Genomic DNA, 13,369 nt, shown 5'->3' on the forward strand with positions numbered 1-13,369 from the left:
TATTAATAATAAACAAAGTAACGAAAAAGTATTTAATAGAAACAAGTTTTGTTGAAGTTTTTTTAAAGGAGGTTTAAGAGCAAACCTTCATGGAAGAGGCATGAACAAGCACTAAATCTTTTTAATTATCTATGATTTGTTTTTCTTTATCATTAATACGCCCAAAGGAATTTGTTTCCTCAATATTGCATTGCGTGCTACTTCACCTGTATCGACGACCGTCGATATATCATACGCGCCTTCTTCTCTTTCAATGGGAGGTCAAATGCCCCTTGGGGGCTTTATGTTGATTAATTTTTTATAGTTACACCTATGGTCTATAAACGAATTGGTTCTTAGCCTTTTAATGAAAATCTTTTACACCTGTTGAATCACCTATACTCAATTTTAAAACCAGTAGTACACCTTTTTCTTATTATTGAATACCTGTTGGTTTGTGTTAGAAAATCTCTGACACAAACCAATTATTGCCTCATCTCTGGAACATAACGAGAGATGCGACCTTTTATGCCTATACCGACACTAAAATAGCCCCCTACGTATCTCTGGCGAGGAGATGTTGATTTTTCTCGCTGGAGGTACTAGGGGCAAAAGATATAAGTTTATGAAAAACCAATGTTCAACACCTAACCTTACTCTTAGCGGGTGACTTAAGTCCTACTGATTACCCGCACCTTTTAAAAAGTAGAAATGGAAATGTGGTTATTGATAAAATTGGTTTAAATGGACATAAATAGTCTTTAAAACCAAGCGTTGAAGCCCTCATCTCTAGCGAGGGACTTAAGTCCCTCGCTAGAGATAAGTATCTGATTATTAATAATTTACAAACTTATGGGTAATCAATAGGACTTAAGTCACCCGCTAAGAGTAAGGGATTTTTAATGATTCTTTTACACCGATATTAAAAGTAGTCCCCTATGTATCTCTGGCGAGGAGATGTTGATTTTTCTCACTGGAGGTACTAGGGGCAAAATAAAAAACCTAACCACTAAATCACTCATTCATTCAATCACTCAATGACTAAAGTCTCGTATAATTAAAACCGTTAATTTTTAAACGCCGTCCTAATGAAAGTAATTTTAGAAGAATTAAGCCTTGAAAATAGCAATGGCTCAGGGAAAAATACACACCTTTTTACTGATAAAACTACCTTCGATACCTGTATGTTGTTGTCTGGGAAAGGTATCTGCGAGTCGAACAGCGCATCTGGTGTATTGAGCGTGGCGGTGGAGAGTGGATTAGCAATGGATGAGCAAATGAATGTCCTTAAACGTTATGACAATGAAAAACGTGAGGAGGATGACGCAACGTTGGGGAATCGTCAAAAAGAAAATGATGTTAAAGACGATGCCCTGCAACGTGCCAGAAATATAGCAGCAATAAAGCTCCAGTTGACAGAACAAGCATATCAATGTGCATACTTGCAGGAACAGATCATCCAAAGGAATACAGAGCTAAAGAGACTGAACAAAGCTTTGGAAGGAGAACAGCAAGCCTTAGTAAAGCTAACCGACAGTCGGGTGAAATGGGGTGCTGAAAGTTTTGTTTGTCCCACCTGCAAGCGTGTGCATGAACCTACCAATGTTGAGGCGATGAAACAAAAGATGGTGAAGGTGTTTGAGAAAGATAAGACTGACAAAAAACGCATCATCAAAAAGAAAATGAAGGCATTGAGGTACGCTATCAAGCAGTTGGAGCAGGTGAATGCGGAGGATGCTCAACACTTGAGGATTTATAAAAGTAATAGGAGTATCCTAAGTGCGGCACTAAAAACCCTTGAGGTGGTTAAGGGGAATAGGCTTTCGGATTTCGGATTAGGGACGTCGGATATCGGCTTTCGGCTTTCGGATTTTAGGTATTAGCTTTTGGCTATCGGTCGTCGGGTTTCGGGAATCGGATATCGGTCGTCAGATAATTAAATTACTAAAATCAAAGCCTAACTAACATCAGAAACCAGAAAGCGAACAGCCAAAAACTAAAAGCCGAAATCTGACGACCGAAAACCGAAACCCGACGACCGACATCCGACGACCGAAATCCGAAAGCTGACGACCGACATCCGACGACCGACATCCGAAATCCGACATCCGAAGACCGAAAGCCAACACAAAAATCTAACAACCATGACCAAACAAGCACTAATCGAAGCAATTGCTGTAAAAACACATCACGCTGAAGGGCTAGTCTCAGAGATTATCGAGGCATTCAAAAGCGAGGTAATGCAACAAGTATCGTCGGGCAATCAGATAACCATCAGAAGATTCGGAACATTTAAGTCGGTGACACGTAAGGCTAAGGTATTGAGGAAGATACAGTCGAAGGAAATAGTCGAACTACCCGAACGGACGATTGTGAAATTTGTGCCTTCAAAGGAATTTAAGGTAGAAGGCAGTCGCTCGCTTCAAGCGAGTGACGACTATTAAAAGGCTTCAAGCCGAAAAACAGATGAGAGAGTAGCTAATTTATATGAGGAGGGGAGTATTATCGTCCTTCAAACCGAGCGTTGAAGCCCTTATCTCTAGCGAGGGACTTAAGTCCCTCGCTAGAGATAAGTATCTGATTATTAATAATTTATCAACTTGTTGGTAATCAATAGGACTTAAACCTATTGATTAACCACATCTTTTAAAAAGTTGAAATGAGGATGAGGTTATTGATAAAATTGGTTGAATTAGGCTTAAATCGTCTTTCAAACCGAGCGTTGAAGCCCTTATCTCTATCGAGGGACTTAAGTCCCTCGATAGAGATAAGTATTTGATTATCAATAAATTATCAACATATTGGTAATCAGTAGGACTTAACCCCACCCAAACATATTTTCTAACGGTTAGCTTTGTTGGTAGCGAATCAGGGTAGTACATTATTAAATATTTCTTCAAACGTATATAAAACAACGTTGACAAATGAGTGGTTATGAATTAACAAAAAAATGGTATGAGTGGTGCGGGAACAATATTGAAATTGTCAAACCTCATCATCATGCTTTATATTTCTGGTGTGTTGAAAAATGCAATCGTCTAGGTTGGGCCGATTGTTATGCTTTGCCTAGCGACGAAGCCATGCACTATTTAGGAATGACCTCTTATAAAACGTACACAAAAACGCTAGAAGAATTGATTGGTTTTGGCTTCATAAACATGTGTCGGAAATCTACAAACCAGTACACTGCCAACATAATTGCTTTGGTAAAAAATGCCACAGCACTGCAGGAGCACTTACCACAGCACAGCAGGAGCACCTACCACAGCACGACAGAAGCAACTACCACAGCACTGCAGGAGCAAAGCGAGTATAATAAAACTAATAAAAACTTAGAAAACTTAGAAACAGTAAAAACAACAACAACAATAACAACAACAAATGATGATGTTGTTGAAAATGAAGTACCTGATTTTGTAAAAGAAGAACAAAAAGAAATTAAAGAGGGGGTGGCGACGGCACCGCAGACGACCTTGGAGGAGATTGAGGCCAATATGCGCAATGCTGCCTTGCTGAAAGAGTCGGCGAAAAGGAAAAATAATATCAATGAGGGGGATTATTACCAATTGTTGGAAAACTTTTTTATCAAAACCCGTGCCACTGATAAAAGAATTTCAAGTGAGTCGGACCATAAACGGCATTTTTTGAATTGGATTAGGATTCAATGTCAAAACCGAGGTAGGCATGGGCCGATGCCCCAAAAAGGGAAAATTCAACATAACTATGACTCAATCACGCAGGCAATTTTTGAAATTAGCGAGGAGTCGGGGTAGGGTGGAAGGTATAATTCTCCCTATTAGCGGGTGACTTAAGTTCTATTGATTACCCACAAGTTTGTAAATTATTAATAATCAGATACTTATATCTAGCGAGGGACTTAAGTCCCTCGCTAGATATAAGGGCTTCAACGCTTGGTTTTAAAGACTATTTATGTACATTTAAGCTAATTTGATCAATAATTACATTTCCATTTCAACGTTTTAAAAGATGTAGGTAATCGATAGGACTTAAGTCACCCGCTAATAGGAAAGCACTATCTGTCAATAAGTTATATTAAGCCAAAGCACGATAATAATCCCGAAGGGATGAAATATTTATAGCATCAAAGATGCCAACACGCACTAATTCGACTCCGTAGGAGTCGCACAGCTTAGAATGGTGTTATTTGTTTTTTCTATAAATATACCATCCCTTCTGGATTGAGGTTGGCAAAAGTTCTTTTTAAAGAAAATATTATTAAATCAAGCGATGAATACCATTCAACTAAGCCAAAAAATACTGCAAGCTGGTGTGCCTACGGTGGCCCTTGAAAAGCTCACCGAACGCCAGCACGAAATTGTGAAAGCAACCCACGGCACACGCATTGGGCAGATGACCAACGCGGAGGTTACCAAGCTAGCAGGCGAAGTTATTTTTACCGCCAAAATGAGACTAGGATATAGCCAGTCGCAAGGAGATGAATTGAAGGCTGAAATTAGATTGATCATAAATGATTTACGAGAGTATCAGGGACTTACACCAACTGAAATTCATTTGGCATTAAAGGCGGGACTCAATGGCGAGTTTTCGACTGATGGCAAGGTATTTTTTTCGTCCTCCAACTTTGTGCAGTGGCTTCGTAGATGGATAGCTGATAAAAAACAGCCCGTCATGAAACAATATACTGCCCTTGAGCAAGCCAAAGAAAACGTGAAAATACCCCCTACGGAAGCCGAAGAAAAGGAACTGTGTAGGCAGGTAGCCCAACAATATGCCGACCTCAAACGCACCCATCCCGACTTTGAAGTACAGGTAGCCTCCAGCCTCTACGACGACCTTGAGCGGTTTGGTATCTGGAAAATGGAAGTGAATGAGAAGAAAGAGTTGTTTCAAAAACTACAAAGGAAATATACAAACGCTACTCATCAAGAACTGGTGCTGATGGCTAAAAACATAGCCTATAATCGGTTTATAGCGGAGGTTGCAAAAGGGATATTGATGGCTTGACTTTAAGTTTATGTTCACTCAAATACTCATGGCATGACTTGAAGTCATGCCATGAGTTTACACCAAGTTTACACCCCTTCAACAATGAATAACCACATCATTTATAACACCACCATAACCCCCTCAAACACGATGAAAACACCTTATGAAATTAACTGTATTTGCGAACACCACTATGTACGTTTTATGGAAAACGGTATGATTCAACACGAGAAATTCAAGGCATATGTCATAGAGCAGTGTCGTATCGTGTTGATAGACCCCAAGAAAAGTAAGGAAAAACTAGCGACTGAAACTTTGGCACTTAACCAGAAAATAAAGGATACCGCCAGCAAGGTATTTGAAAGATGGATAGCAAACTATCACCAACGCAAGGGCCACCATGATTGGCGACTGTATAATCGGATGTTGAATTTGAAATAAGACGGGCTTCCTGCTTATTCTGAGAGTCAGCGGGTGAGCGGAGAATCTCGAAGGAATACACTATTGATAGTGCCCAAGCGCCAGGTTTGCGTAATCCTTTGGCAGTGAATTAATTCACCGCCTAAAGATTACGCTAATTGGTTGCTAAGAAATAGCATGATGGTGTGTTAGTACTATCTTTTAACGACAAAAAAATGTGCCTTGGCATTGTTAGGCATTTCTTGCTTGATGGCTTCTAACAGTAGGGAATTATGTGCTAAATTCTCCCCAAAAATGAATTGATATTGGGGTATTATAAGTTCGAATTGTTGAGCTGTTCGTTGCATAGCCTTATTTGTTTGTTTGAAATAATCATAAAAACGTATAGTCAAGCAATTTAAAAGAACAAAGAATCTATCATAGATAGATAAAGCTAACCAAAGATAAATGATGATTGTCATAAAAGCAACTTATATGCAAGAGAATTATAGGTAAGTATAACAAAATCAGGTATTTATACCTGCTAAAATCAGGTATTTTGATACAAAATATTGCCTAAAAGCATATACCTAAAAGGGAATAATAGAGAATATACGCACAAGACGGATATTTTAGAGGAATACGTTCAAAAGTGTATTGCTTTGTCACTCAAGATATGGAATAGTGGTATGGAGTAGTTGGATGATAGGGTAGGTGTTTCTTGTCGGTATTGCTAATAATGGGCATGAAAGTGTGATTATTGATAAAATGGGTTTAAATCGTCCTTTTGTCATAGCCATTTCTTATCCCTAGCGAGGGACTTAAGTCCCTCGCTAGGGATAAAATTAATGATTATCGGTTATTTATACACATATCTTTTAAAAGTTGAAATAAAGATGTGATTATTGATAAGATGTGCTTAAATCGTCCTTCAAACGGAGCGTCGGTCGTCTCATGTCATAGCCATTTCTTATCCCTAGCGAGGGACTTAAGTCCCTCGCTAGGGATAAGAAATGGATTATCAAGTACTTATGGATATGTGGGTAATTGGTAGGACTTAAGTCCCTCGCTAGGGATAAGAAATGGATTATCAAGTACTTATGGATATGTGGCTAATTGGTAAAAACTTAAGTCCCTCGCTAGGAGTGCTACGGATTCTTAAGCTTATTAGCCAACATAATAGGGTCGAGCTCGATAAGCTGTAGCGACTTCACCATCTCTTTTGTTGAAGTCTTGTATATTTTAAAATGTGGGGTTTCGATATGTGCCTTGTATGCCTCCACGTTGGCATAAACCTCTAAAATAGTAATATGCGTAGGATTGTTTTTATCGGCTACGGCATTCAAACTCAAAACTCCCGATTCCACCCGTACAGACGTTTCGATTTCGGTCTTTAGAATAGCCTTGTAGTTTTCTAATTGAGCAGAATCTACTTCAATTTTTGCCATACGTACCATAAGATTTTTATGTTGTGCCCATGCCCTTGTTGACGAAAATAGGACAATCAATATGCTAATAGCGAAGCAAGTTTTTATGATTTTCATAGTGCTTTATGATGATTTTGTTAAAGAGTTTTTGTTGTGATAAAGTCTTAGTTTTTCGATGACTTGTCGGGATATTCAAACTAGAGATTTCGTATTATGATAGCCAGAGAGATTTTCTATATGTATCCATTTAGCATTGAAATTAAAAACTTCAGCCCCTGATTTATCTATATATTTTACCTGTTTGATATTGTCTTCAATTTCCTCAATCAACAATTGACCGTTGTAAAAATTTTTGTTAGAAATAGATATTTGGTGAATATTTACTTCGATAAAAAGCATTACAATTTGAATGGTATTAACGTCTTTGTTTTTCCATTTTACAGGTAATTTATCAGGAAGTTTAGCTAAATCAAAACGCAGGATTAAGCACATTGATTCCCCTGTTTCTATACTTAATTCATGTATATACAAATTATCTAATGGCGGTTCAATATTTTCGTATATACGACAAATCCCTTCTTTATTTTCTATGTATTCAAACCACATTTTTATTAATTGCTTATTATATAGATAATGTTTCCTGCTATAACGACTACTACACTGACGTAGATTAACCTAAAAAAAACAAAACTGTCACTAATGGTTGTTGTTCTAACTCTTTGTGCTACAAAGAGTTATGAATAGTGGTGTCATTAACTATTATAATCTATCCACCAATTTATAATTGCTATCATCCAAATTATAGCAAGCAATAGGTAAAAGGAACTAATATAACGATTTATTTTACCACCAAATTTAAAAATACAAAATGCAATAGGCAAAAGTCCCAAAGGACTACTTAGAGAAAAGAAAAATAGACTTTTATTTATTGTATCTGCTAGAGGGAGTAAATTCATATAGTCTGTATATTCAAGTGAAATGTTGAAAATTACATACTTACGAAAAATAAAATAATATCCATTAAGAACTGTATATCCATAGATAGTAATTAAGCCTAACGAGTGAATAAGAATTTTGAATATTAATTTCATGACTTTATTTAAATCTAAGTGTGAGCGTTATTGTTTGTAGTGGTTTTGGTTAAATGAACAATATCAATTTAATATCCTTCCAATCAAGTTAGCAGTTAACGTTTTAATATACAAAGCTCATTCAGTAAATAACATAAAACTACCTTAAAAAAATAAGTGGTTTTGAGATACTTTTTGTTCACAACCATAGGTTTGTTTTTCGGCTGGAAGCCTTGTAATAGTCGTCACTCGTTAGAAACGAGCGACTGCGTGTGAAACAAGCGACTACGTGTACCAGTCAACAAGCAAATATTATTCACTAACTCACAACTCACTCAATCACCACTCACTCAATCACTCATTCACAACTCACTCAAACACAATTCACTAACTCACAACTCACTCATTCACTAACTCTCTAACTCACAACTAGTTCACAAATATTCTACAAACAACTTGCAAAATCAATTATAACGCTTACATTTGTATTCAACTTTGTTGAATGATGGTAAACAGCATAAAACAAAGTGTCCAATATTGAATATATGGCGACAGATGAACCCAATAATATTAATATCGGAGACCGCATTCGGATATTAAGAACTAACCAAAAAAGAACCTTGCAGGAGGTAGCGGATGGAAGCGAATTGTCGAAAAGTATGATCTCGAAAATTGAGAACAACAAAACGATTCCTTCTGTGGCGGCACTCATCAAAATTGCTAATACGTTGGGGACTAATATTTCTAGTCTGCTAGAAACGGAGGCGTTTTTGAATGCCATCCTCACGACCAAACAAAAAGCGGAGGACAACCTCAGACAAACCGACAAGGGCTATTTCTTTTATCCCTTCGGACAGGAATATCACCAAAAGAAAATGCAACCGATGCTGTTTGTGGCTAGAAAAGGGGAGGTGAAACCGCACCTATTGCACCACGAGGGCGAAGAGTTTATTTATATCATCAGTGGCGAAATGAAGATGACGGTAGGCGAAATCGACTATCACCTCAAAACAGGGGATAGCCTATATTTCAACTGTCTGCAAAAACATGGCATTATGCCTATTTCAGAGGAGGTACATTATTTGGATATATTCGTATAGATAGTTGCGTTAGTTTATTGACATTTTTAAGAAGATAATTACTAACATCTCTTATTCCTAGCGAGGGACTTAAGTCCCTCGCTAGGAATATAGGGACAGGTAAATCGTTTTTCAGCATAACAATACATAAACCAATCATTAAAATATTAACATTTTTAAATCAATAACTATGCTCTTAAGAAAAACATCATTATTGCTATTGTTGGCAGCCCAATCTGTGGGGATGTGTGTATAATTACCAACATCTCTTATCCCTAGCGAGGGACTTAAGTCCCTCGCTAGGGATATAGGGACAGGTAAATCGTTTTTCGGCGTAATAAATACATAAACCATATCATTAAAATATTAACATTTTTAAATCAATAACTATGCTCTTAAGAAAAACATCATTGTTGTTATTGTTGGCAGCCCAATCTGTGGGAATGTCTGTCCCAGCCTTGGCTCAGGAACAGTCCCCTGTGGCTATTCAGGTGGATTTAGCCAAGACCAAAGCGCCCATGAAACCCATTTGGGCTTGGTTTGGCTATGACGAACCCAACTATACTTATATGAAAGATGGCAAGAAATTGCTCTCGGAAATCTCGCAACTTAGTAAAATACCAGTCTACGTCAGGGTACACAGCTTGCTCGTAACAGGCGACGGCACGGCGGCTTTGAAGTGGGGTTCTACCAATGCTTACACCGAAGATGCGAACGGAAATCCTATTTACGACTGGACGATTGTCGATAAAATCTTTGATACTTTCATCGAGCGTGGCATGAGACCCATCGCCCAGATAGGCTTTATGCCAGAGGCATTGTCGAGTCATCCAACGCCCTATCGTCACCACTGGAAGCCGGGAGATAACTACAACGACATCTATACGGGCTGGGCATATCCGCCAAAAGACTATAACAAATGGGCTGAATTAGTGTATCAATGGGTGAAACATTCGGTAGCAAAATATGGTCAGAAAGAGGTAGAAAGCTGGTATTGGGAGCTTTGGAACGAACCCAACATTGGCTACTGGAAAGGCACGACCGAAGAATATATCAAGCTGTATGACTATTCGGCTGATGCTGTAAAACGTGCTTTGCCATCCGCCAAAATCGGTGGGCCAGAAGTAACTGGGCCAGGGTGGGACAAGTCGGCGACCTTCTTAAAGACCTTCCTCGACCACGTAACCAAAGGTAAAAACTACGTAACAGGCAAAACGGGTTCGCCCTTGGATTTCATAACTTATCATGCCAAAGGCGGACCGAAAGTAGTGGACGGTCATGTACAAATGAACATGGGTACGCAATTGCGAGACCTTGACAAAGGCTTTGAAATTGTGGCATCGTATCCAAGCTTGAAAAAACTCCCAATCATCATTGGCGAGTCTGACCCAGAGGGATGTGCGGCTTGTTCTGAAGACCTAAACCCACAAAATGCCTACCGTAATAGTACGATGTATTCAAGCTACACGGCGGCATCATTTGCCAGAAAATACGAATTGGCGGAGGCCAGAGGCGTAAACCTTTTGGGAGCTGTAACATGGGCATTCGAGTTTGAAGACCAAGCATGGTTCCGTGGTTTCCGTGATTTGGCGACCAACGGCGTGGATAAACCCGTGCTGAATGTGTTCCGTATGTTTGGCATGATGGAAGGCAATAGGGTAGAGGTTACGCAAAATTTGGCTTATGATTTCAAAAAAGTACGTGACGAAAGTGTGCGTGGCGAGGCCGATATCAATGCGGTGGCTTCAAAAAGTACCAATTCGGCAGGCGTGATGGTCTGGAATTATCATGATGACAATGTTCCAGTAGCAGATGCTAGGGTAGAGGTGACGGTAAAAGGTTTGCCAGCCCTAAAAGTACAGCTATTTCACTATCGTATTGACAAGGAAAACAGCAATGCGTATGAAGTTTGGAAAAGCATGGGGTCGCCAAAACAGCCTACAGCCGAGCAAATCAAGGTATTAGAAAAAGCAGGACAATTGCAATTGCTAACCTCGCCAGAATGGATTAATACTAAAAACGGACAAGCCCTGATCAAAATGAAATTGCCTAGACAGGGCGTATCATTTTTGAGCTTTAGGTGGTAAGAATAAATGCTTGTAGCACGAGTTTCCAACTCGTACATGATTTCACGAGTTGAAAACTCGTGCTACAAAGGTTATCGTTATTAGTTCGTAGGAGAATCTACGACCAAAGGCGTTGTAGCACGAGTTTCCAACTCGTGCATGATTTCACGAGTTGAAAACTCGTGCTACAAAAGTTATCGTTATCAGTTCGTAGGAGAATCTACGAACACGGATTAGATAGCAAACCACCCACCTATTTTATCAACAAACAATTCTTCATTAAATCCATCGCATATTTAATATACCCCGTTTCTACAGTCTTCTTACCATTAATGATAGCATAGAAAGTATTCACCTGAGATGCTTGCAGGGATAAATGCTTCATCATCGAATCGCGGAACCGCCCCGACCTGAATTTTGCATTACGGCCCCGTTGGAGGGTCTTCCATTGTGCAGTAAGCATGGCGGGTACAAAATCTTTGTCTTCCATCAGTTAAATATTAGTATCGAAAACAAAATTAAGGAAGAGTTTTTGAATTATTGGTGGAGATGACAGTAATTCACTTGGTAGGGACGTATTGCATACGTCCTAATGCTGTATTGGTTTATATTACGATAAAGGACGTATGCAATACGTCCCTACCGTTTGTTGGGGTTACAGTCCTGCCGTATAATAAGTTTTTTAATGGAAAGCTTAATAATTTTTATGGTTCAATTATGAGTTTTAATACTTTTGAGACATACTTTTTAGAATATAAAATCTAAACTATAAGACGATGGTAAAGAAAGTTAAAATTGACCCTGCAGGACAAATGGTCGCTGTTAAAATAACCTTTGAAGGTTTGATTATAGCCTCGTATCAGTACGTGCTTTGGGAAGCCCAGAGTAACCAAATACTAGAAAAGAAAGATGGGAATAACCAAAATCCATTTGATGATACTTATTCACTGCCTTTGCCAGTAGCAAAGAATGTTGGTAGAATAATAGATGTAAGAACAAGATTTGTAGGGTTGGATACAGATATATCTAAAGAATACACCATCAGTGTAGCTGTTTTTCAAAATGGAAAAATGATTGATGAGGCTGTTGATAAAGGAGCAATAACGGGTAATAGTCAATTGTCACAGATATATATAATACTTGTTTGAAAGCTAAACCAAATAATGATATGAAAAATAAGCTATTACTTTTGATGATGCTTGCTTTGCCAATTATTGGCTTTTCTCAAACAAAAGAAGATTCTTTGCTAGTCAAAGATTTTAAAACCAATTTTGCAATTCCTGACTTGCCCGCTTTTAATATTTTAGGCAATTCGCCGAGTGATATATTACGACCAAGTGATGTAAAAGCATTATCTATTTTAGCTTCTGAATTTTATAATGGTTCGTCTATTATTGTTCCTAAATCATTTTCAATGGAAGTCGCTCCATTTTTATTAGCCAAAAGTAACAGCCTTACGCTTCATGATTATGAAAAGAATAAAGTATGGTATAGCTTTCGGGTATCGTTAGGAACAAATACGACAACATCCAACGATATGAAATATTCAAATTTAGCAATCGGAGCCAGACTTACTTTAATTGATAAGGGTGATTTAAAAAATGATGAAAAGTTTAAAGATAAGCTATTTGAGAGTACCAAGATTGAGGTGGAAGTAGAAAATATATTGAAAAAAGAATTTCTTAAAATTAATAATAAATTGCTTATTGAGGTTATAAGTGATTCATCCTTAAACAATAAAATGAAGGCCTATATTTCTATTAATAAGTTACAAAGGACTAAAGAACTCAAATTATCCTACATTGAAGATATATCAAAACTTAGAGAAGAGTTTAAGCAACAGAACTGGAATAAAGAAAAACTGGAATTTGCCTATGCCTATTTAGGTGCTTCGCCAGATAGTTTAATTAAAAATATACAAACAAAAAAGCACGCTGCTTGGGGTACTTTGGCTGTACCAGTTAAAAAATGGGGGCAATTGTTAGTGGGTATAAACTATTCATATATGTTTGCTGATAGTTTAAATAAACAGACGGATAAAACGGTGAATTATGAATACAATACCTTTTCAGCATCATCACGCTTATATTTTGGCTCAAACCGTGTTAAAGGGTTTGTAGAAGGGCAGTACAAATTCATTAGTTTAGATAGTAAAAGAGATGCATTTCTTAATGCGGGCGGAGAGTTTAATATAAGAGACGGGATATGGCTAGTGGTAAATGCAGGCGTCAATTGGCATGACCTTGGTAGTTCAAATAGCAAATCAGGATTTTATTCAAGTTTAAATCTAAGGTTTACTTTACCAGAAAATTTTAAGATGAATTAAGCGCAGTCGCTCCTTTCTAACGAGTGACGACTATTCTAAGGCTTCCAGCCTAAAA

At 38.0% G+C, this 13,369-nt stretch carries 12 protein-coding genes; 9 read left to right on the forward strand and 3 right to left on the reverse strand.

The features are described 5' to 3' along the window. Positions 1–1,067: 1,067 nt before the first annotated feature. From AC07XN_RS02205 to AC07XN_RS02225, 5 genes are all read left to right on the forward strand, one after another. Positions 1,068–1,862 carry a hypothetical protein gene (locus tag AC07XN_RS02205; protein ID WP_494741884.1) on the forward strand — a complete coding sequence of 265 codons (795 nt, stop codon included), beginning with the start codon at positions 1,068–1,070 and terminating at the stop codon, positions 1,860–1,862. A 216-nt stretch (positions 1,863–2,078) separates the two neighbouring features. After that, positions 2,079–2,423: an HU family DNA-binding protein gene (locus AC07XN_RS02210; RefSeq protein WP_494741924.1), complete on the forward strand. Its 345-nt coding sequence runs from the start codon at positions 2,079–2,081 to the stop codon at positions 2,421–2,423. 480 nt (positions 2,424–2,903) lie between these two features. Beyond that, positions 2,904–3,752, forward strand: coding sequence for a DUF7833 domain-containing protein (locus AC07XN_RS02215; RefSeq protein WP_494741885.1), 849 nt, complete (start codon positions 2,904–2,906; stop codon positions 3,750–3,752). A 598-nt stretch (positions 3,753–4,350) separates the two neighbouring features. Next, on the forward strand, positions 4,351–4,965 hold the full coding sequence (locus AC07XN_RS02220) for a hypothetical protein (protein WP_494741886.1): 615 nt from the start codon (positions 4,351–4,353) through the stop codon (positions 4,963–4,965). Between the two features lie 84 nt (positions 4,966–5,049). Next, complete coding sequence (locus AC07XN_RS02225) at positions 5,050–5,388, forward strand: hypothetical protein (protein WP_494741887.1); 339 nt, start codon at positions 5,050–5,052, stop codon at positions 5,386–5,388. A 1,106-nt stretch (positions 5,389–6,494) separates the two neighbouring features. On the opposite strand, the gene AC07XN_RS02230 is transcribed toward AC07XN_RS02225, so the two are convergent. Continuing rightward, positions 6,495–6,794: a putative quinol monooxygenase gene (locus AC07XN_RS02230; RefSeq protein ID WP_309924018.1), complete on the reverse strand. Its 300-nt coding sequence runs from the start codon at positions 6,792–6,794 to the stop codon at positions 6,495–6,497. A gap of 171 nt (positions 6,795–6,965) precedes the next feature. After that, on the reverse strand, positions 6,966–7,379 hold the full coding sequence (locus tag AC07XN_RS02235) for an Imm50 family immunity protein (RefSeq protein ID WP_494741888.1): 414 nt from the start codon (positions 7,377–7,379) through the stop codon (positions 6,966–6,968). A 1,009-nt stretch (positions 7,380–8,388) separates the two neighbouring features. Between AC07XN_RS02235 and AC07XN_RS02240 the strand changes: the two genes are divergently transcribed. Continuing rightward, complete coding sequence (locus AC07XN_RS02240) at positions 8,389–8,943, forward strand: helix-turn-helix domain-containing protein (RefSeq protein WP_494741889.1); 555 nt, start codon at positions 8,389–8,391, stop codon at positions 8,941–8,943. Positions 8,944–9,365: 422 nt separating this feature from the next. Continuing rightward, the gene (locus AC07XN_RS02245; protein WP_494741925.1) at positions 9,366–11,009 is read left to right on the forward strand and encodes a GH39 family glycosyl hydrolase; all 1,644 of its coding nucleotides are present in this window, start codon (positions 9,366–9,368) and stop codon (positions 11,007–11,009) included. 232 nt (positions 11,010–11,241) lie between these two features. Here the strand turns inward: AC07XN_RS02245 and AC07XN_RS02250 are convergent, their stop codons facing one another. Next, entirely contained in the window at positions 11,242–11,478 is a 237-nt protein-coding gene (locus tag AC07XN_RS02250) for a hypothetical protein (protein WP_309924022.1), read from the reverse strand. A 286-nt stretch (positions 11,479–11,764) separates the two neighbouring features. Here AC07XN_RS02250 and AC07XN_RS02255 point away from each other — a divergent pair, with 286 nt between their 5' ends. After that, on the forward strand, positions 11,765–12,136 hold the full coding sequence (locus tag AC07XN_RS02255; protein WP_494741890.1) for a hypothetical protein: 372 nt from the start codon (positions 11,765–11,767) through the stop codon (positions 12,134–12,136). Positions 12,137–12,156: 20 nt separating this feature from the next. Continuing rightward, the gene (locus AC07XN_RS02260) at positions 12,157–13,314 is read left to right on the forward strand and encodes a hypothetical protein (RefSeq protein WP_494741891.1); all 1,158 of its coding nucleotides are present in this window, start codon (positions 12,157–12,159) and stop codon (positions 13,312–13,314) included. Positions 13,315–13,369: the final 55 nt, after the last annotated feature.

It is taken from the genome of Arcicella sp. GW458-12-2-14-TSB2 (genome assembly GCF_059423785.1).

What these genes read in the sequence shown, in the direction of transcription:
- AC07XN_RS02205 (WP_494741884.1), top strand. Translation starts at nt 1,068, where the DNA reads ATGAAAGTAATTTTAGAAGAATTAAGCCTTGAAAATAGCAATGGCTCA.
- AC07XN_RS02215 (WP_494741885.1), top strand. Translation starts at nt 2,904, where the DNA reads ATGAGTGGTTATGAATTAACAAAAAAATGGTATGAGTGGTGCGGGAAC.
- AC07XN_RS02220 (WP_494741886.1), top strand. Translation starts at nt 4,351, where the DNA reads ATGACCAACGCGGAGGTTACCAAGCTAGCAGGCGAAGTTATTTTTACC.
- AC07XN_RS02225 (WP_494741887.1), top strand. Translation starts at nt 5,050, where the DNA reads ATGAATAACCACATCATTTATAACACCACCATAACCCCCTCAAACACG.
- AC07XN_RS02230 (WP_309924018.1), bottom strand. Translation starts at nt 6,794, where the DNA reads ATGGCAAAAATTGAAGTAGATTCTGCTCAATTAGAAAACTACAAGGCT.
- AC07XN_RS02235 (WP_494741888.1), bottom strand. Translation starts at nt 7,379, where the DNA reads ATGTGGTTTGAATACATAGAAAATAAAGAAGGGATTTGTCGTATATAC.
- AC07XN_RS02240 (WP_494741889.1), top strand. Translation starts at nt 8,389, where the DNA reads ATGGCGACAGATGAACCCAATAATATTAATATCGGAGACCGCATTCGG.
- AC07XN_RS02245 (WP_494741925.1), top strand. Translation starts at nt 9,366, where the DNA reads ATGTCTGTCCCAGCCTTGGCTCAGGAACAGTCCCCTGTGGCTATTCAG.
- AC07XN_RS02250 (WP_309924022.1), bottom strand. Translation starts at nt 11,478, where the DNA reads ATGGAAGACAAAGATTTTGTACCCGCCATGCTTACTGCACAATGGAAG.
- AC07XN_RS02255 (WP_494741890.1), top strand. Translation starts at nt 11,765, where the DNA reads ATGGTAAAGAAAGTTAAAATTGACCCTGCAGGACAAATGGTCGCTGTT.
- AC07XN_RS02260 (WP_494741891.1), top strand. Translation starts at nt 12,157, where the DNA reads ATGAAAAATAAGCTATTACTTTTGATGATGCTTGCTTTGCCAATTATT.